Origin of the sequence: Micromonospora pallida, assembly GCF_900090325.1 — a bacterium.
GTDB lineage: Bacteria > Actinomycetota > Actinomycetes > Mycobacteriales > Micromonosporaceae > Micromonospora > Micromonospora pallida.
The window spans coordinates 2,179,350-2,199,253 of record NZ_FMHW01000002.1 but is presented as its reverse complement, the minus strand read 5'-3'; the positions used below and the strand labels follow the sequence as shown (position 1 = coordinate 2,199,253).

Here is a 19,904-nt window from a genome sequence, read left to right as displayed (position 1 = left end):
TGGCCTCGAACCCCGCAGCGGGGTTCGAGGCCACACACGCGTTGCGCACACACTCGCGCCCGGACCGACGTCGACGTCGGTCCGGGCGCGAGGACGGCCGGTCAGCCCAGCCGGACGAAGGCGTCCGCCCAGGACGTGTGGTTGAAGCCGTTGCCGGCGTCGGCGGCCCGCACGACCAGGCGCAGCAGCCGGGCCCCTCGGACGTCGACGTCCACCGGCTCGGGGCCGGTGGACGCCCGCAGCACACCGCTGGTGTGGACGAGCCGGTCGTCGGCCCACACCTCGGCGATCGTGTTGCCCCGCGTGCTCTGCCGGGCGCTGAAGTCGTCGATTCCCACGACCGAGGTGAACCGGGCCACCCGGCCGCCGAGGTGGTAGGTGACCTCGGAGTAGGAGTGCACACCGAGCCCCTTGGCGTAGCTGGTGCCGCCGAAGGAGATCGGTGTGCCGTCGTCGGCGGCCTGCTTGCCGTTGCTGGTGTCCCGCTCCACCGGGCCCCAACCGTTGACCGCGCTCAGCCAGGGCAGATCGCTCAGGTACGCGTCGGTGGTCGGCGCGGGCGGCGGCGGGGTGAAGCGGCGCTCGGCGCGGAAGGTGAGCGGCGCGTCCCGGGCGACGGCGTACCCCGACACGGTCAGCAGCCACTGCTCCGCCGTGCTCGTCTCCGGCACCCGGACCCGCCAGGTGACGCTCACCCGGGCGCCGGGCGCGAGGCGTCCGAGGCCCTGGCTGGTCGCCGGCTCGACGGACCACCCCTCGGGCGCGGAGAGCACCAGCCGAGCGCCGGTCCAGGGCACCGCCGAGCCGTTCGCGAGGGTGGCGGTGAGCTGGTAGGTGACGCCGGGAAGCAGCAGGTCCGGCGCGTCGAACTCGACGCCGTAACCCTCGCGGGTGACCTCGTCCACCCAGGACTGCCGCAGCAGGCCGACCAGCCGGGCCGCGACCTCGGGGTGGGCGGCGGCCAGGTCGGTCGTCTCGCCGAGGTCACCGGCCAGGTCGTAGAGCTCCACCTGCCACTGGTCGTCCGGCACGGTCCGGTCCCGGCCCGGCGCCCAGCGGATCGCCTTCCAGTTGCCTTCGCGTACCGCCTCGGCGGCGCGCGGTAGGCGGTCGCCGTCGACCGCGCGGGCGCGCCTGGTGTTGCCGTTGTCGAGCCGCCAGAAGTAGAGGTACGGCTGCGCGGCGGCGGCCGTCGGACGCGGCTGGAGCAGCGAGCTGAACGATCGGCCGTCGATGTCGCGCGGTCCGGGGACGCCGGCCAGGTCGGCCAGGGTGGGGAGCAGGTCGGTCTGCTGGGTGATCCGGTCGGTCACCCCGGGCTGGATCCGGCCCGGCCCCCAGGCGAGCAACGGGATCCGGACGCCGCCCTCGTGCAGGTTCCGCTTGTACCCGGTGAGGGGGCCGCTCGCGTCGAACCGGTCCGGGTCGAAGCCGCCCTCCTCGTGCGGGCCGTTGTCGCTGGTGAACAGGACCACCGTGGACTCGATCAGGCCCTGCGCGGCGAGTTCGTCGACCAGCTCACCGACGTACCGGTCGAGCCGGGTGACCTGGGCCGCGTGGCCGCGGTCCGCCGCCGGCCAGTCCTCGTCGGCGTACGGCTCCTGGCTGGGGACGTCGCTCGGGGCGTGTGGGAGGTTCGGGGTGACCACGAGCAGGAACGGCTCGGCGCGGTGGGCCCGGATGAACGCGAGCGCCCGCTCCTGGAACAGGTCGGGGGCGAAGGTCGTGTCGGACCCGGTGTTCTCGGGCAGTTCGAGCCGGTCACCGTTCTGCCACAGGTAGGACGGGTAGTAGTCGTGGGCGTGGCCGTGCGTGATGTAGCCCAGGAACTCGTCGAACCCTCGGGCGTTGGGGTGGCTGGGTTGGTCGCCGCGCTCGGGACCGAAGCCCCACTTGCCGAACAGCCCCGTCCGGTAGCCCCGGGCGCGGAGCACCTCCGCGAAGGTGGTGTCACCGTCGGCGAAGGCGACCGACTCGGGGTTGCCCGCCGGATTGTTGCGGACCGGCCCGTGACCGGCGTGCAGGCCGGTCAGCAGCGCCGAGCGGGAGGGCGCGCAGACCGCCGCCGCTGAGTACGCGTCGGTGAAGCGCAGCCCCTCGGCGGCGAGCCGGTCCAGGCGCGGCGTGGCGATGACGCGCTGCCCGTACGCGCCGAGCTCGCCGTAGCCGAGGTCGTCGACCAGTACGAGCACGATGTTCGGTCGGGGCCGTCCGGTGGTCTCCGGCGCGGCGGTCGCGATGGACGGGAGTGCCGCGACTCCGAGGCCGGCGGCGGTGCCGGCGAGGAGTTGACGACGAGTGATCATGAATCGGGCCTCCGAAAAGGGAGCGGACGAGGGACTCAGGCGCAGCGGAAGCCGACGTTGGAGGCTGCGGAGTCCGGGGTGTTCCCGGAGCGGGCCGCCACCCGGTACCGGTAGCAGTAGGAGTCGTGGCACAGGAACGACCCGCCGCGCATCACCCGTCGGCCGGTGACGTCCGGCTCCGCCGGCCCGGTGGGATCGACGACGCGGGTGCCGGCACGCCGGGCGTAGGTGTCGGCGGCGAACCAGTCCGCACACCACTCCCACACGTTCCCGACCATGTTGAACAGGCCGTAGCCGTTGGGGGCGTACTGCTTGACGGGCGCGGTGCCGACGAAGCCGTCGTCGGTGCTGTTGTGTCGGGGGAACTCGCCCTGCCAGATGTTGCAGTTCCACCGACCGCGCGGGAGCAGGTCGTCGCCCCAGGGGAACCGGGCCCCCGCCAGACCGCCCCGGGCGGCGTACTCCCACTCCGCCTCGGTGGGCAGGCGCTTGCCCGCCCACGCGGCGTACGCGCGGGCGTCGTTCCAGCTCACCTGGACCACGGGGTGGTTCTGGAGCTGGGTGATCGAGGAGGCCGGCCCGTACGGGTGGCGCCAGTCGGCACCCCGGACCACGAGCCACCAGGGGGTCCCGGTGGCGGCCCCGAGGATGTCGGGACGCTCTGCCTTCACCTGAAGGTGGAAGACCGCGGAGACGCCGAGTGTCTCGGCCTCGGTGACGTAACCGGTGGCCTTGACGAAGGTCGCGAAGGCGGCGTTGGTGACCGATGTGGCGTCGATGGTGAAGGCGCCGAGGTCGACCTCGTGCACGGGCCCCTCCCCGTCGCCCGGGTAGCCCTCGCCGAAGGCGTCGCCCATGGCGAAGGCCCCGCCCGGGAGGCGGACCTGGCCACGCGTGGAGCGCGGCCGGTCAGCCTCCCGGGCGGAGGGGGTCGGCTGCGGGCGGCGGCCGATCTGGAGCAGCCCGTCGGTCGCCGTGGTCAGGCCACCGGGGGCGCAGCAACTCGGCGTGGTCGACCCGGCGGTGCCGTGGTGGTGCGCCGAGGTCATCGGCCGGTGACCGCCGTGGGCAGCAGCACCGGCACCTCGTCGCCGGGCCGGACGGTCAGCGCGGTCGGCGCGTCGTAGTGGGTGATCTTCCCGTCCGAGTACGCCGTGCCCTGGACGGTGACGGTGATCGGGGCCTTGCCGTCGCGCAGCGTGGCCAGCGGCGCGTCGACGTCGTCGAGCCAGCGGATCAGCCGGCTGCCGAGCCGCCAGGTGACGTCGGGGTACGCCGTGGCCAGGTCGGTGGTCTCGCCGATGTCGCTGTCCAGGTGGTAGAGGTCCCAGTCCTGGGTCTCGTAGTGGTAGCTGAGCTTCCACGGCCCCGACCGGATCACCGTCTCGGGGCGCTGGTCACGGACGCCCGCGATCAGGTATCCGGGCAGGTGCCAGAAGAGCGGACGGGCGCCGAGTTCAGCGTTCGCGTTGCGCCAGATTCCGCTGACGTCCGTCCCGTCGGGGCGCAGGCCCCTGGGCAGGTTCGCGCCGGCCAGCGACGCGAACGTCGGCAGGTAGTCGACCGCGTGGACCGGCGTCGAGTCGACCACACCGCCGTCGACCAGGTGCTCGCCCTTGCTCCACACGGCGGTGGGCACCCGCAGTCCGCCCTCCCGCAGTTCACCCTTGTAGCCGCTGAGCCAGCCGTTGTCGGCGTTCGCGGTCCCGCCGTTGTCGGAGGTGACGACCACGATGGTGTTGTCCGCCAGCGGGTGCCCCGGGTTGCGGGGATCCGGGGTGGTCTCGAGGTGGTGCACGAGGCGGGCCAGCCCCTGGTCGAGCCCCTCCAGCAGCGCGGAGTACGGCGCGTTGGCCGGATGGCCGGGCACGGCCGGCTTGGCTCGGTACTTCGCGAGCAGGTCGGCGCGGGGCTGCTTGGCGCCGATCGGCGTGTGGATCGCGTAGTTGCTGACCCAGGTGAAGAACGGCTCGTTCTTGTGGCGGTCGATGAAGTCGATGGTCGCGTCCGCCACGGCGTCGGTCACGTGCTTGTCGGTGCCGACGAGGGCGTCCAGGGCCGCGTCGGTCACGCCGTGGGAGTGCGGCTTGATGTTCTCGTCGACGTACTGCTGGGTGTAGTCGGCCGCGAACCTGTCCAGCGCCGGACCGACGCTGTTGTTGAACGTACCGTCGATGGCGTGGTACTCGCTGGCGTGGCCCGAGTTCGAGCCGCCCAGGTTCTCCTCGAACCCGAAGTCGGTGGTGATCTGGTCGGCGGTCTTGGTCACGTGGAACTTGCCGACGTATCCGGTCGCGTAGCCGGCGTCGCGCAGCGCCTCGCCGACGGTGTAGGCCTCGGCCGGCAGCGCGTCGTCGCCGTCGGGGAGTCCCTGCGACGCACCGTCCAGCAGGGTGTCGTCCCCGCCACGGTCGAGGTCGCCGACCAGGTAGAGGTTGTTCGCCGGCCGGGGCGCGTAGAGCCCGGTGAGGATGGCGGCCCGGGTCGGCACGCAGTTGGGGCCGCCGTAGGCGTTGTCGAACGCGATGCCCTCCTGGGCGAGGCGGTCGATGGTGTGGGTCTCGTTGTAGGGGTTGCCCGACCCCTTGTTCGCCAGGCCGGTGCTGACATCGGCCCAGCCCAGATCGTCGGCGAGCACGAACACGATGTTGGGCCGCCCGGGGCCGGCCGGCGTGGCGGTGTCGATCGGTGCGGCGGCGGTGCCGGTGGCGGCGAGCGCGGTGCAGCCCAGGGTGGCGGTGGCGGCAGCCGCGCCCAGTCTCAGGGACAACGGTGACATCGGGGGATGTCCTCTCAGTCGGCGAGTCGGGGTGGCGAGCGGTGGTGCCGCGACGTCGCGACGCGCCGACTACTGCCGAAGACGGCGAACGCCACGAGGCTCCGCAGCGGCACGGCACCCAATTCCCCGCTATGTCTATCAGCTTACTAGGGAATTGGCGGTGTTGGGTAGAGGGAACCTGAGCGGCCGAAAGTCAGGCGGACGCGGCGGAGACCGCCCGACCCATGCGGGTGACGGCCTCGGTGAGGATCGCGGGTGAGGTGGCGAAGTTGAGCCGGACGAACCCCGCGCCGCCGGTGCCGAAGACGTGCCCGGAGCTGAGCGCGACCCGCGCCTGGTCGAGGAACAGCTTCGCGGGCCCGGCGACGTCGGTGACCACACCGGGTCCGTCGGCCGGCTGCTCGGAGGCGACGCTGACCACACCGGGGGCGCCGCCCGGCTGCTCGGTGGCGACACCCAGCCGGGTGCAGTCCAGCCAGGCGAGGTAGGTGCCCTCGGGGCGGTGGTACCCGACGGCCGGGAGGTGCTCGGCCAACAGCGTCTCCAGCAGGGTGCGGTTGGCGTCGAGGCCGTCGAGGAGGAGGTCGAGCCACGGCCCGCCGGCGCGGAACGCGGCGGTGTGCGCGATGACGCCCAGGTGGCTGGGGCCGTGGCCGACCTCTTCGGGCATTCGGCGCAGGTCGGCGGCGGCCCGTGGCCCGGCGACCGCGAGCGCCGCCTTGAGGCCGGCGAGGTTCCACGCCTTGGAGGCGGAGGTCAGGGCGAAGGCGTTCTCGGCGCCGGGCACGGTGAGGTACGGGGTGAAGCGCGCTCCGGGGAGCACCAGGGGGGCGTGGATCTCGTCGGAGATCACCCGCAGTCCGTGCCGGTCGGCCAGTTCGGCGACGGCCTCGAGTTCGTCGCGGCGGTGGACGACGCCGGTCGGGTTGTGCGGGTTGCACAGCAGGAACGCCGGCCGGCGGCCGCAGGCGCGGGCCCGGCGGAAGGCGTCGTCGAGCGCGGCGTGGTCCATCCGCAGGTCGGGGCCGAGGGGCGCCTCGATCACCTGCCGGTCGGCGTGGCTGACGAAGGCGTAGAAGGGTGGGTACACAGGGGGGCAGACCACCACCGCGTCGCCCGGGTCGGTCACCAGTCGCAGGACCTCGACGATGCCCATCATCACGTCGGGTACGACGGTGGCATGGTCGACGCGGAAGTCGGACCAACCCCAGCGTCGGGCGGCGAACGCGCCGAGCGCCTCGGCGTACGCGGTCCCGTGCGCGTAGCCGGTGTCACCGAGGTCGATCGCGCGGCGCAGCGCGTCGGCCACCGGCTCGGCGAGGGGTACGTCCTGCTCCGCCACCCAGAGGGGGAGTACGTCGGGTGGGTGCATGCGCCACTTCACGCTGGTGCGCTGCCGGAGTTCGTCCAGCGTGAGCCGGGCGAGCGGATTCCCGGCCGGGGAGGGGCCGGCGGAGGGGGCGGGGCCTGCCATGCCGACCACCCTAGTACCGCCGGTCGGCCGGCGGGGTTCCCCGGATCCGTCCGGAACCAACCACCATCGGAAACGGAGAACAGCTCGATCGCCGGTCGAGAGTGACTCAAGTATCGAGCGGGTATCGCTCATATTCTTCCGGTGTTCCGTCCGATCTCCACTCCGTGTGTCCGATGGGGACACGGTGCGTCGACGTTCCTGGTTAGGATCCGCTTCGAGGCGGATTCCGCTGCTCATGGGTCTCTGGTCGCTGCCGGTGGTAGCGGTTCCAGACGGGGAGTCGGCAGTCGTAAGCGGCCCCACTTGATCTGTCGAACCCGGCCGAGGCGGAAATCGAGTATTCACAAATAATTGACTTCCATCAATATGTAGAACTACTGTCGCGCCGGGCGGTAGACGGTGGCGCGGTATCGGACGGGGCGATCCTCCACACCCGGTCCTGACTCTCGCGGCACCACGCCCGGACGCGTCCGGTGCGCAGCACGGAACGGACACCGGTCGTCCCGGTCCGTGGAGAGGTGGTGAAACCCGATGACGAAGAAGGTGGCCTACGAGCGGCCGACGCTGGTGAAGGCCGGTCGGTTCGCGGAGAAGACGGCCGGCAGCCTGTTCACCAGCTGCCGGGAGTCCTTCGTGACCCAGAAGCCGGCAGCTATCTGCAACTGACCGCACCGGTGACGGTGCCCCGGCCCGTGAGGATTCCACGCGATGGCGAGTCTTCCCCGCATCGACCCTGCTCTGTCCTGGTTCGTCATGGTGCCGGACACCGATGCGGGGGCCGCGCTGTTGGACCCTCCGGCCCCCCGGCTGCCGGGGCTCCGGATCATCACCCACGCGTCCGGTCGGCCCTGGCTGGTCGGACACTGGTCGGACGGCGAGGTGGCGGTCGGTGAACAGGGCGACCGTCGCCTCGCCGTACTCGGCGAGCACCTGCTGACCGGGCCGGACCTGTGGCGACTCGCCGCCGGCACGGCGGACCCGGGACAGTGGTGCGCGGCGGTGGCCGCCGCACCGGGCAGCTTCCACGTAGCCGTCTCCGCCGACGGCGGCACCCACCTGCACGGCACCCTTTCCGGGTACCGCCGGGTCTACTTCGGTCGGGCCGGCGCGGTCACCGTGGCCGCCGACCGGGCCGACGCCGTGGCGGCCCTGCTCGACGCGCCGGTCGACACCGACCGGCTGACGCTGCGCCTGCTCGCCCCGTACGCCCCGTGGCCGCTGTGCTGGCAGCCGGTCTGGCGCGGCGTCGAGGCGCTCCGCCCCGACCAGCGGCTGGTGCTCCGCGCCGACGCCGCACCCCGTACGGTCACCCGCTGGCAGCCGCCCGAGCCGACGCTGGGGCTGGCCGAGGCGGCCGACGGCCTGCGCCGGGCGCTCACCGACGCGGTACGGGTCCGCACCGATGCCGGTGGCGTCGTCTCGACCGACCTCAGCGGAACGGACTCCACCGCCCTCTGCGCGCTGGCCGCGACCGGCCCGGCCGACGTCGTCGCGCTGACCTCGGTGAGCGTCGACCCGCTCGACGACGACCTGCCCTGGGCCACCCGGGCGGTGCAGGCCCTCGGCACCGTCGTCCACGAGGTGGTGCCGGCCGAGGTCAACCCCCTGCCGTACACCGGGGCGCTCGACGGCGCGGACCGGTTCGACGAGCCCACCGCCGCGGTCATGTACCGCGCGAGTTTCCTCGCCCTCTCCGACCGGGCCGCCGCCCACGGCGCCCGGGTGCGGCTGACCGGCTTCGGCGGGGACGAACTACTCACCGCCGACCCCGGACTGCAACTGACCCTGCTGCGCACCCATCCCCGGACCGCGTGGCGCCAACTGCGGGTGATGCGCGCGGCGTACCGCTGGCCCCGGGGCGCGGTGCTGCGGGCCGTGCTCGACCGGCGCGGCTACGCCGACTGGATGGCCACCCTCGCCCGGGACCTGACCGCCGGCTGGCCCGCGATGGACCGCCCGCCGCTGGGCTGGGAGCTGCCGATCGGCGTGGCCCCGTGGGCCACCCCCGACGCGGTCGCGGCCCTGCGCGGCCTGCTGGCCGGGGCCGCCGCGCAGGCCACCCCGCTCGCCGCCGACCCTGGCACGCACAACCGGCTCGCGGCGATCCACGCCGGTGCCGCCAACACCCGGCACATGGCCCAGCTCACCGCCGGCCACGGGGTGCCGATGGCCGCCCCGTACCTCGACGACGCGGTGGTGACGGCCTGCCTGGCGGTCCGGCTCGCCGACGTCACCGACCCGGGGCGGTACAAGCCGCTGCTGCGGGCGGCGATGCGCGACGTGCTGCCGGCCCCGTTGCTGGAGCGCAGCGGCAAGGCGGACACCTCCATCGCCGCCGAGCGGGGCGCGCTGGCGTACCGCGACCGGCTGCTCGACCTCGCCGAGCACTCCCGGCTGGCCGAGCGGGGCCTGGTCGACCCGGCCCGGCTGCGGGCCGCGCTGCGGTCGCCGGGGGAGCGGACCTGGTACGAGCTGGACCAGACGCTCGCCTGCGAGACCTGGCTGCGCACCGTGGACACCGTACCGACACGACTGTAGGGGGACCGATGAGCTTCGCCTTGCGCGCCGGCCTGACCTGGGCGGAGACCGAGTACGGCGGGGTGCTGCTGGACACCGCCGACGGTGAATACTGGACGCTCAACGTCACCGGGGCTCGGGTGCTCGCCGGCCTGCTGGCCGGCGCGGAACCCGACGAGGTTGTCGCCCGGCTGACCACGGAGTTCGACGGCGACCCGGCTGACGCCGCCGGGGACGTACCGGCCCTGATCGCCGAACTGGAGGCCGCCCACCTGGTGGTCCGCAGATGACCACCGAGCGGACCGTGCCGTACCGGCCGGAGACGCTGGGCCCGCGCCGGCGACTGCTGGTCCGGGTCGTCGTCCTCGCCGCCCGCCTCCTGGCCACCCGGTCCCCGGCGACCATCCGCCGGGTGCTGCACCGGCTGTCGCGGGGCGCCCGGCCGGCCACCCACGCCGAGGCCGCCGCCGCCCGGCGGGACACCGTACGGACCAGCGCCTTCTGCGCCGGCCCGCTCGGCTGCCTGCCCCGCTCCATCGCCACCGTGCTGCTGTGCCGGTTGCGCGGCACGTGGCCCACCTGGCAGGTCGGGGCCCGGGTGCACCCGCCCTTCGGCGCGCACGCCTGGGTCGAGGTGGACGGATCGGCGGTGGACGAGCCGTACCCGGACGGGTTCCACGTCCCGCTGCTGACCGTGGCCGTCGCGCGGACGCCCCGGTGACCGCGCTCTACCTGGGCTGGACCTGCCGGGCGGCGGTCCTGGTCGTCTTCGTCGTGGCCGTCTGCGGCAAGCTGCGCGACCGGGCCGCCTTCGGCGAGTTCCGCCGGGCCGCCGCCGCGCTGTCCGGAGTGCGCGTCGACCGGGTGGGCCCGCTCGCGCTGTCCGTGGTCGCCGCCGAGGCGGCCGTCGTCGGGGGGCTGACGGCCGAGCGGACCGCGCCGTGGGCCTTCGCGCTCGCCGCAGTGCTGCTCGGCGCGTTCACCGTCGGCCTGTGGCGCGGCGTGCGCGCCGGCCTAGTGGTGCCGTGCCGGTGCCTGGGCGCGTCCGCCACCGCCGGCGGTGCCCTGCCGATCGTCCGGAACGTCCTGCTGCTCGCCGTGGTGGTGGTCGGACTCTGGGCCACCGGGCCGGGCGGTGGCGGTGACCTGCCGCCGCTGGCCGGCGTGCCGGTCTGCCTGGTCGGCGCGGCGCTCCTGGCCGGCGTGCTGCTGCGCCTGGAACAACTCGTCGATGTGTTCACCGCCCGTTTCTAGGAGGCCGCCGTGCCCGCCCTCGTCGCCACCGTCGTCCTGCTCGCGGTCGTCTGCGCCGGCCACACCGCCCTGCTGGTGGCCGTCGTCCGCCGGCTCCGGGTGCAGGCCGAACTCCTCGCCGACGTCGAGGAGCGCGGCCTGCCGGCCCGGGCGCTCCCGGTCGGCTCGACCATTGGCGCGTTCTCGGTCACCGACACCGACGGAGAGCCGTTCTCCGCCGGGGACGCGTCGGGGCCGACGCTGGTCGCGATGCTGAGCCCGACCTGCGGCTCGTGCCGACGGCTGCGGCGGGAGTTCGGCGCGGTCGCCGCCCGCTGGCCGGGCGGACGCTCCCGGGTCGTGGTGGTGGTGACCGGACCGTCGGCGACGGCGGCGTACGCCCGCCGGCTGGCCCCGCTGGCGCGGATCGTGGTGGACCCCGACGAGGTGGTGCGCGACGCGTTCGCGGTGACCGCCTTCCCGGCGCTCTTCGTCGTCGAGCCCACCGGCGAGCTGAGTTGGACAGGACGGTGGGCGCACTCGGTGCCGCAGTCGGCTGCCGCCACCGTGGCGGCGTAAAGACACCATCGTCTGGTACCGCCCAAGCGCAAGACGTGGAACCAGTTCCGTGGCTTCGCCCAGGTCGAGGTCCGCAAGGGTGATGCCCCGGTCCAGACGTTGACCCGCACCACATTCCTGCGCGGCATGCACGGTGACCGGCTCAACAAGAGCGGCGGCACCCGTACCGTGACGGTGGCCGCGTCGGTGGGCGGCGAGACGGTGTACGACGAGGACCAGTTCGCGGGCATGGTTCGCGAACAGGTTGTCTACAACGGTGTCGACACGAAGCCGGTCAGCAAGACGGTCAACGTGCCGTGGCGTTCACCCGCGACGGCGACCCGCACCATCAACGGTGACGAGGTCACCGCCCGCTACGTCAACACCCAAACCACGTACGCGTCGACCGCGCTGGGCGTGGACGGTGCCGGAGGCTGGCGCACCGCGCGCACCGTCTCCACCTTCCACGACACCTACGGCACCACCGAGACGATCCAGTCCGAGGGTGACATCACCACGGCCAACGACGAGAAGTGCACCACCTACCAGTACAACCGCAACACCGGGCTGAACATCGTGCAGGCGGTCAAGCGGATCACGGTCAAGGCACTGCCGTGCGCGACCGTTCCGGGGACCCAGGGCCACATGATCGCCGACGAGCGGAGGTTCTACGACGGGGCGACCAGTGTCGACCAGGTGCCCACGACCGGTGCCGTCACCCGCGTCGACAAGCTCAAGGACTGCTCGTCGGTGACCGGTACGGCGTGGCAGACGTTCAGCCAGGCCACCTTCGACGCGTACGGGCGGCCGAAGACCGCCACCGACATCCGGGGACGGACCTCCACCACCGAGTACACCCCGGCCACCGGCGGACCGGTGACCCAGGTGCTCACCCGCACGCCCGACCCGAACGGCAGCACCACCGACTGGACCACCACCATCGAGACCCGGCCCTACTGGGGCAAGCCGATCAAGACCACCGACTACAACGGCCGGATCGCGGAGATGGAGTACGACCCGATGGGCCGGCTCTACCGCGGCTGGGAGGTCGGCTGGCCGAGAGCCAGCAACCCGAACACCCCGTCGGTGAAGTACGACTACTACTACGCGCCGAACCGGGACGCCTACCCCTACACGAGGACTCAGCGCCTGCACGCCGGCGGCGGCTACCTGACGACGTACGAGATCCTGGACGCTTTCCTCCGGCCCCGGCAGGCCCAGCGGGCCGGCGTGGGCGGCGACCGGGTGGTCACCGACACCCTGTACGACAAGATCGGTCGGGCGACAACGGCGTACCAGGAGCACCTGGAGCCCGGTACGCCATCGGGCGCGCTCTGGTGGGAGCCGGAGTGGTCCGTGCCAGCGCTCACCAAGACCGTCCACGACGACGCGTCCCGCGCCACCGACCAGGTCTACTTCGGCACCGACGGGGTCAGCAACCTGGTGGAGAAGTGGCGCACCACCACCCAGTACCTGGGTGACACCACGGTGGTGACGCCGCCGGACGGCGGGACGGTCACCACCACCAAGACCGACATCGAAGGCCGCACCGTCGAACTGCGGCAACGCGCCGACGAATCCCAGGTCACCCCCGACCACGTCACCACCTACACGTACAACCCCAAGGGCCAGCTCACGGTGGTGAAGGACACCGCCGGCAACCAGTGGGTGAACAGCTACGACGTCAAGGGCCGGCAGATCACCGCCAAGGACCCGGACAAGGGCACGACCACCACCACCTACACCCAGTACGACGAGCCCGAGACGATCACCGACGCCCGCAACACCGTCCTGGTCAACGAGTACGACTCACTCGGCCGCCGAACCGCGCTCTACCAGGGCAGCGTCGCCGCGACGAACAAGCTCGCCGAGTGGAAGTACGACAAGACCTACGCCGGACAGACCGTCCGGGGACAGTTGACGGAGAGCACCCGCTACGAGTCGGCCGGCTCGACCAACGCCTACAAGCAGCGGGTGGTCGGCTTCAACCTGCGCTACCAGCCGACCAGCGAACACTACGTGATCCCGGCGAACGAGGGCGACGGACTGGCCGGCACCTGGGCCTACGGCTACGGGTACGCGATCGACGGCAGCCCGAAGACGATCAGCTATCCCGGACCCGGCGGCCTGACCAACGAGACCGTCGAGACCACCTACGACCAGACGACCGGGCTGCCTGTCGAGCTGAAAACCGGGATGATCAACGTCGGCCGGTACGTCATCGGCCAGGAGTACACCCCGTACGGCGAGCCGACCCTCGCCACCCGCAAGACCGACGGCGGCGTCTACGTCCAGGACACGACACACTACGACCTCACCACCCGCCGGGTGAAGCGACTGGAGGTGCAGCCCGAGACGGCCGCCGGCACGGTGGTCGACACCCACTACGACCACGACCCGGCCGGCAACATCCTCTCCATCGCCGACACCCCGCAGGTCGGGGCGGCTGACACCCAGTGCTTCCGCTACGACAACCTGCGCCGGCTCACCAGCGCCTGGACGCCGCAATCGGGTGTGCCGTGCGCGACGAACCCGAGCGTCGCGGACCTGGGCGGCCCCGCGCCGTACTGGCACGAGTGGACTATCGACAACGTCGGCAACCGCACCAGCGAGACCGTGCACACGGCCGCTGGCGCCACCACCCGTGACCACACCGTGCCGGCCAGCGGCGCGACCGCCGTCCGCCCGCACGCCGTCACCTCGGTCACCACTCAGGCGCCGGGCGCGTCGGCGGTCACCACCGAATACGCCTACGACAACACCGGCAACATGACCTGCCGGCCGGTCGGCACCACGGCGAACAACTGCGCCACCGGTGCCGACTCCCAGACCCTGCACTGGAACTCCGAGGGCAAGCTCGCCTCGGTGACCGCCGGCGGCCAGACCGTCGAGACCAACATCTACGACGCCAACGGAACCCGGCTGATCCGCCGGGATGCCGCCGGCACCACCCTCTACCTGCCCGGCCAGGAGGTCCGGCGGGAGAACGGCTCCGCCGCCACCGGCACCCGCCACTACAACTTCGCCGGACGCACCATCGGCAACCGTACGCCCGCCGGCCTGACCTGGCTCTACACCGACCATCAGGGCACCCAGCAGACGGCCGTCAACGCCAACAGCCAGGCGGTCACCGTACGCCGACAGACGCCGTACGGCGATCCGCGCGGCACCCAGCCGCAGTGGGTCAACGGCAAGGGGTTCGTCGGCGGCGACAAGGACCCCACCGGCCTGACCACCGTCGGCGCCCGCCAGTACGACAGCGGACTCGGCCGGTTCATTTCCGTCGACCCCATCCAGAACCTGACAGACCCACAGCAGTGGAACGCCTACGCCTACAGCAACAACAGCCCGATCACCTTCTCTGACCCCAGCGGCCTCCACGCCATCGAGGGCAACAACGACGGCGAGGGCCAGAACGGCTACCAGTGGAACAACACGGTCACCGTCACCGGCAGCACCGCCGAGGAGATGGGCTTCGGCACGAGCGCGTACAACACCGGCAACGGTAACGGCGGCGGTGGCCGCAACAACGGCCTCACCGACGAGCAGATCAAACGCGCCAACGAAATCAAGAAGCAAAACGCGATCGACATCATCATCCGAGCTGGCGGGCAACTCCTGCTCCAGTTCTTCGGCGTCGACGACATCATGGGCTGCATCGGCGGCGACCTGAAAGCGTGCGCCTGGACGCTGGTCAACATGCTCCCCTGGGGCAAGGCGGTCCAGCTCGTCCGCAAGTTCGACAAGGTTGTCGGTACCGTCCGACGCGCCGTCTCGGGCTTGATGAAGTGGAACGAGGAACGCAAGTGGGCCGACCAGGTCCTCGAGCAGGCGAGTTCCTGCCTGCTCCCCGGTAACCGGCACAGCTTCGCGCCCGGCACAAGGGTGCTGGTAGCCGACGGTGGCGAGAAACCCATCGAGGAACTGACGGAGGGCGACGAGGTCGTCGCCACCGACCCGGAAACCGGCCGAACCGAGGAACGTGAGGTCACCCGGACCCACCGGCACGAGGACACCGATCTCACCGACCTTTGGGTCACCGTCGCCGACGGCGAGCGGACCACCATCAAGACCACCCAGCACCACCCCTTCTGGAGCGAGACCCGTAAGGCATCGGTGGACGCCACCGACCTGTGGGTGGGCGAGGAACTCCGCTCCGACGACGGCGACCGGGTGACCGTCCGCGAGATCCGCTCGTACACCGGCAAGGCGACCATGCACGACCTCTCCGTCGCCGACATTGAGACGTACTATGTGGTAGCCGGCAACACGCCAGTTCTCGTACACAACTGCGGCAGGGCTACGTTCGTGGCAGACGCAAACGGGACCGTAGTGCCCACGAGCGCTTCGCGGCTGGAGTCAGGATTGCAGGCGGCGGTCGACGCGGGAGAGGCTGGATTTAGCACCTTCCCCACCCGTTCGGCAGGTACGGGCTTCCAACTTCCGGATGGCAGTAGGATCCGCATTATGCAGCCGTCAGCCAACGGAAATGCGGGGCTTCGAGCCTCGTTTACAAACGGGGCCGATGCGCCAGTCAGTCCATTCACGGGCAGGCCGGTGCAGCCGCCGAGGGGCGTGAATCCGAAGCAGTATGTCCGGTCTAGGACGCACATTGAGTTGGAGCCATAGTGTTCCCGTGGATAGAGGAAATCAGGGCGTTTCTCCCGCTCCCGATCGCTGTTGTCGAGGCGGATGGTGATGGCGTATGCCTCAGCGGAAACCGCTGGCGCCTACGTGTCAACACGAACTGGCGTGTTTCTACAACTGAAATTTCTGCAATGTCTCCGTCGATTTCAGGCGACGCCGCGAAGGCTCACGGTCTCAATGACCTGATCGGAGATGAAATCGTTCAAGTAGGCGCGCAGACTCGCGATGTTGGGCTCGATTTAAGTTTGAAAACCCGAACCGGGCGCATCTTCGAAACCATCAGTGACTATCCCTACGGAGAGTGGATATTCTCAGTTTGGCGCTCCGAAGATGAGCGCCAAGTGCCCGTTTTCGATCTCGAAGGACCTGTAGCGCCAGATCTCATCTGAAGCCAATTGTCCGGTCCCGTCTTCAGCTACGCTCAGTGAAGGCGGGACCGCCAGGTGCGCATAGGGGTGCCATGGTGCAAGCATATTGCCGTCAGACACCTTCAACGCATATGCATTCATCGATGACTGGCTGATGCTGGGCGTGCGCGCGGGGCCGTAGGCCGTAGCGTGTGCGCGCGGCCCGGCGTAAGCCGGGCCGTACTTGATCCTGTAGAGCAGTTTTGAGCCAGTCGGATCTTGGTCCGGGATCTTGGTCCGGCTGGCTCACTGCTTGGCCGCGCGGCGGGGGCGCGCTTGGCGGGCGGCGGGGCCTGGTCGTCGTTGCTGGGCCGTGTTCGGGTCTGTAAAACGAACGGCCCTGTCTCACATTCGGTGGTGACGGAGGGTGCTGTTATCCGAGGAGGATGCGGTGGCGGAGCAGGGTGAAGCCACCTCGTAGCCGAGGGTCTTGATCTCTTCGAAGAGGTGCTTGACGGGGACGCCGGGGTCTTCGGCTCGACGTTTGCGCAGGTGATCACGGTAGGGGTCGACGAGGCTGGCACGGTACTTGGGGTGAAGAAGTGGATTTTCGCCAGGCGCAAGCGGGCATTTTAGCCCTGCTGGACGAGTCGCCCATCACGTCTAGCAATGTCAGAACCGATGTCCTTGAGTTGGTGCAGGTTGGGGAGCTGGGGCTGGCTTTCGATGCCCTCTGCTCCTGGATCTTTGAGGATTCACTTGCTATGTCGCGACATTTTTATGAACGACTTAAAGTGATTGGAGATGAACTGGAGGAGCAATCCGCTGTTGATCGGCTCGACGAACTCAAAGTTGAGTGACCGGTTGCCGTCGGTAAGCAGCAGCATTTGCCAAATCCCTGTGGCCGGGTGGCGTTTGCCGGTCGTCACTCGGCCATGTGATGGCTGGCGACAGTGACCGTAGGTAGTTTGACAGGCCCTCAAGTTAGGTGTGGTCGGTGGCGCTACCTGCTGCCACCCTGGGGCCGTCCGGAGGTTCGACCCCATCGCGCGTATGGACAGACTTCGATGACATCGGTACCGTCCCCTCAACCTGATCGAATTCGTCGATGTCCACTGATGGGGGTTCCTGTGTCCTGGAGAAACGTCCGAGGCCCGGTCCGGGCAGCCCTGCTGTCCGCCGTCGTCCTCCTCGCCGCCGCCCCGGCCACCGCCGCGACAGCCGCCCCGGCCGGTGACGTCACCGAGGCAGTGACCGCCCGACTGCTCGGCCAGGCGTCCGTCACCGCCGACCCGCACCTGCGCACCGCCGACGCGGACGACACCCGGGTCACCGTCGCCCGGCGCGACGGCCGGAACTGGGCCTTCGGGACCGCCGTCGTCGTGGCCCCCCACGAGGAGGACGCGTACCCGAAGGGCTCGGTCTTCGTCGCCCACCGGGACCGCTCCGGCTGGCAGGTCGCCTTCGACGGCGAGGCCGCCTTCGCCGAGCTCGCCGAGGACGCCCCGTCCACCGTCGTGTCGGCCCAGGAGAAGAAGGTGTTCGCCGCGCCGTCGCCGGGCACGATGCTCGCCAACGGCGACTTCCGCACCGGCATGCGCCTGCCGTACGCGGTCGGCCAGACGTGGTACTACACCGGCGGGCCGCACGGGTGGGGCGGCGGCGAACTGCCGTACAGCTCGATCGACCTGGCCGGCGGCGACCAGCGGGTGCTCGCCGCGCGCGGCGGCACCGCCTACACCATGTGCCGGGGCTGGATCCGGGTCATCCACGACCGGGGCTACTCCACCGACTACTACCATCTGTGGAACAGCATCAACGTCAACGGCGCGAGCGTCGGCGAGGGCGCCTACCTGGGCGACACCGGCACCGACGTCACCTGCGGCGGCTCCGCCTCCGGCCGGCACGTGCACTTCGGCCTGCGGCAGAACAGCGCGTACGTGCAGATCCACGACCACAGCCTGGGCAAGTGGGTGCTCATGCGGGGCAGCTCCGCCTACCAGGGGTACGCCCTGCACGGGTCGGCGCGGGTCAACACCGGCGGCGGACTGTACAACTACGGCGTGCTCGGCTTCAACCAGGGCATCATCGACGCCAACGGTGGCGGCACGGTGAACAAGCGCACCGGCCCCGGTACCGGCTACGCGATCGCCGGTTCGGTCGGCGACGGCGCGACGGTGACCATCTCCTGCTCGCGTAACGGCACCACGCACACCGGCCGATGGGGCTCCACCGCGCTGTGGAACCGGCTCAGCGACGGCACCTGGGTGAGCGACGCCTTCATGTGGACCGGCCTGAACGGCCCGGTCAACGGCTGGTGCTGAGGCCGCCGCCCGCGCGTCGGGCGGCCCGTTGACGCCGGGCGGCCGGGGTGACTCCTGCCCGGCCGCCCGGTTTGCGCTGATCCGGCGTCCGCTGGCGGGTGGACATGAGCACCCCTACTCATCCGCCCGCCAGCGGCGTTGGGCAAGCTCAGGGCATGACCGACCCCATGCCACCCCTCGACCGACCCCGGGAACGGGTGGGCATCACCGCGGTCGGCGCGAGCCTGCCCGACCAGGTCGTGCCCACCGCCGAGCTCCAGCGCCGGATCGCCGAGGCCAGTGATCTGTCCCTGCCGGACGGGCTGCTGGCCCGGATGACCGGGATCGGCTCCCGCCGGGTCGCCGCCGACGACGAGTACGCCTCGACCCTCGCGGTCCGCGCCGCCCGGCAGGCGCTCGCCGCCGCTGGCCGGGAGCCGGCGGAGGTGGACCTACTGCTGTTCGCCTCCGCCACCCGGGACGTGGCCGAACCGGCCACCGCCCACATCGTGCAGGCCGAACTCGGCGGCCACGCCCACGCGCTGGACGTCACCAACGCCTGCAACAGCTTCCTCAACGGCATCGACCTGGCCCGGTCCAGCATCCTCGCTGGCCGCGCCCGACGCGCCCTGGTGGTGACCGGGGAGACCCCGACCCGGGCGATGCGGACCCGGATCAGCGACCTGGCGCAGGCCCGCCGCGCCTTCGCCGGCTACACCTTCGGCGACGCGGGCGCGGCCGTGCTGGTGGAGCCAGTCGAGCGGGGCGGCATCCTCGACGTCGACACCGAGACGTGGTCCGAGCACTGGACGGTGGGCGGCATCCCCGGCGGCGGCTCCCGGCACCCCCGGGGCGACGAGCACACCTATTTCACCGGGGACGGCGGGACCCTGCGGGACGTCTTCGAGAAGATTGGCCCGGACATCCTGCACCGGGTCCGGCACCGCACCGGCCTCGACTGGGCCGACTACGCCCGGATCCTGGTCCACCAGGTGACCGTGCCCTACCTCGACCGGTTCGTCGAGGTGACCGGCGTGCCGAAGGACAAGCTCGAGGTCACCGTCGCCGAGCTGGGCAACCTGGCCAGCGCCACGCTCGGCGTCCAGCTCGCCCGCGTCGCGCCCGGACTGCGCCCCGGTGAGCGGGTGCTCTTCATCGGCCTCGGCGGCGGGGTCAGCCTGATGACCCTCGTCTGGGAGAAGTCATGACCGCGCTCTGGGTGGTGGTACCCGCCTTCGACGAGGCCGACCGGATCGGGGCCACCCTGGACGCGCTGGCCGGGCAGACCGACCGGGACTTCACCCTGCTGGTGGTGGACAACGCCTCCACCGACGGCACCGCCGACGTGGTCCGGCGGTTCGCGGCCCGGTCGCCGGTGCCGACCCGGCTGGTCGAGGAGCGGCAGAAGGGCGTCGGTGCGGCCGTCGACACCGGGTTCCGGTACGCCATCGCGCACGGCGCCACCCTGCTCGCCCGTACCGACGCCGACTGCCTGCCCCGACCCGGCTGGGTGGCCGCCGCCCGGCGTACCCTGACCGGCGGCGTGGACCTGGCCTGCGGCCGAATCGAGGCCCGCCGCGACGAGCACGGGCCGATCGGCCGGGCCGGCTTCCGGTGCCTGGTCACCGTCGCCGCCACCTTCGGACGGCTGCGTCCGGCGCACCGGGATGCCGGCTACCAGGCCCCCTACCGGATGCACGCGGGCAACAACATGGCCATCACCGCGTCGGCCTACCTCGC

General features: G+C 71.3%; 15 protein-coding genes and 1 pseudogene. 12 read left to right on the top strand and 4 right to left on the bottom strand.

Features of this window, described 5'->3' with window-relative positions; genetic code table 11:
• Positions 1-101: 101 nt before the first annotated feature.
• The 4 genes from GA0074692_RS09595 to GA0074692_RS09580 all read right to left on the bottom strand — a co-directional run bounded on the left by GA0074692_RS09595 (position 102) and on the right by GA0074692_RS09580 (position 6,559).
• The gene (locus GA0074692_RS09595) at positions 102-2,306 is read right to left on the bottom strand and encodes a sulfatase family protein (protein ID WP_091642003.1); all 2,205 of its coding nucleotides are present in this window, start codon (positions 2,304-2,306) and stop codon (positions 102-104) included.
• 35 nt (positions 2,307-2,341) lie between these two features.
• Complete coding sequence (locus GA0074692_RS09590; RefSeq protein ID WP_091641999.1) at positions 2,342-3,355, bottom strand: formylglycine-generating enzyme family protein; 1,014 nt, start codon at positions 3,353-3,355, stop codon at positions 2,342-2,344.
• Entirely contained in the window at positions 3,352-5,076 is a 1,725-nt protein-coding gene (locus GA0074692_RS09585) for a sulfatase-like hydrolase/transferase (RefSeq protein WP_176738364.1), read from the bottom strand. Before GA0074692_RS09585 ends, GA0074692_RS09590 begins: the two co-directional genes overlap by 4 nt.
• A 202-nt stretch (positions 5,077-5,278) precedes the next feature.
• The gene (locus GA0074692_RS09580) at positions 5,279-6,559 is read right to left on the bottom strand and encodes a MalY/PatB family protein (RefSeq protein ID WP_091653107.1); all 1,281 of its coding nucleotides are present in this window, start codon (positions 6,557-6,559) and stop codon (positions 5,279-5,281) included.
• Between the two features lie 531 nt (positions 6,560-7,090).
• Between GA0074692_RS09580 and GA0074692_RS33895 the strand changes: the two genes are divergently transcribed.
• The 12 genes and pseudogenes from GA0074692_RS33895 to GA0074692_RS09535 all read left to right on the top strand — a co-directional run.
• Positions 7,091-7,225, top strand: coding sequence for a keywimysin-related RiPP (locus GA0074692_RS33895; RefSeq protein ID WP_141725211.1), 135 nt, complete (start codon positions 7,091-7,093; stop codon positions 7,223-7,225).
• 42 nt (positions 7,226-7,267) lie between these two features.
• Entirely contained in the window at positions 7,268-9,097 is a 1,830-nt protein-coding gene (locus GA0074692_RS09575; protein ID WP_091641991.1) for an asparagine synthase-related protein, read from the top strand.
• An 8-nt stretch (positions 9,098-9,105) separates the two neighbouring features.
• Complete coding sequence (locus GA0074692_RS09570) at positions 9,106-9,366, top strand: lasso peptide biosynthesis PqqD family chaperone (protein ID WP_091641988.1); 261 nt, start codon at positions 9,106-9,108, stop codon at positions 9,364-9,366.
• Positions 9,363-9,797, top strand: coding sequence for a lasso peptide biosynthesis B2 protein (locus tag GA0074692_RS09565; RefSeq protein WP_091641985.1), 435 nt, complete (start codon positions 9,363-9,365; stop codon positions 9,795-9,797). Before GA0074692_RS09570 ends, GA0074692_RS09565 begins: the two co-directional genes overlap by 4 nt.
• Entirely contained in the window at positions 9,794-10,330 is a 537-nt protein-coding gene (locus GA0074692_RS09560; protein WP_091641982.1) for a MauE/DoxX family redox-associated membrane protein, read from the top strand. Before GA0074692_RS09565 ends, GA0074692_RS09560 begins: the two co-directional genes overlap by 4 nt.
• Positions 10,331-10,339: 9 nt before the next feature.
• The gene (locus GA0074692_RS09555) at positions 10,340-10,888 is read left to right on the top strand and encodes a TlpA family protein disulfide reductase (protein WP_091641979.1); all 549 of its coding nucleotides are present in this window, start codon (positions 10,340-10,342) and stop codon (positions 10,886-10,888) included.
• A gap of 99 nt (positions 10,889-10,987) precedes the next feature.
• Complete coding sequence (locus GA0074692_RS09550) at positions 10,988-15,496, top strand: polymorphic toxin-type HINT domain-containing protein (protein ID WP_141725210.1); 4,509 nt, start codon at positions 10,988-10,990, stop codon at positions 15,494-15,496.
• Entirely contained in the window at positions 15,496-15,903 is a 408-nt protein-coding gene (locus GA0074692_RS33890; RefSeq protein WP_141725209.1) for a hypothetical protein, read from the top strand. The genes GA0074692_RS09550 and GA0074692_RS33890 overlap by 1 nt, the downstream gene beginning before the upstream one ends.
• A gap of 560 nt (positions 15,904-16,463) precedes the next feature.
• Positions 16,464-16,721, top strand: coding sequence for a MafI family immunity protein (locus GA0074692_RS33885; RefSeq protein ID WP_141725208.1), 258 nt, complete (start codon positions 16,464-16,466; stop codon positions 16,719-16,721).
• Positions 16,722-16,991: 270 nt separating this feature from the next.
• Positions 16,992-18,185 carry a peptidase M23 gene (locus tag GA0074692_RS09545; RefSeq protein ID WP_245730252.1) on the top strand — a complete coding sequence of 398 codons (1,194 nt, stop codon included), beginning with the start codon at positions 16,992-16,994 and terminating at the stop codon, positions 18,183-18,185.
• A gap of 155 nt (positions 18,186-18,340) precedes the next feature.
• Complete coding sequence (locus GA0074692_RS09540; RefSeq protein ID WP_245730251.1) at positions 18,341-19,372, top strand: 3-oxoacyl-ACP synthase III family protein; 1,032 nt, start codon at positions 18,341-18,343, stop codon at positions 19,370-19,372.
• A pseudogene (locus tag GA0074692_RS09535) lies at positions 19,369-19,773 on the top strand (glycosyltransferase family 2 protein); the annotation flags it as partial. The gene GA0074692_RS09540 and the pseudogene GA0074692_RS09535, both read left to right, overlap by 4 nt.
• Between the last annotated feature and the right edge of the window lie 131 nt (positions 19,774-19,904).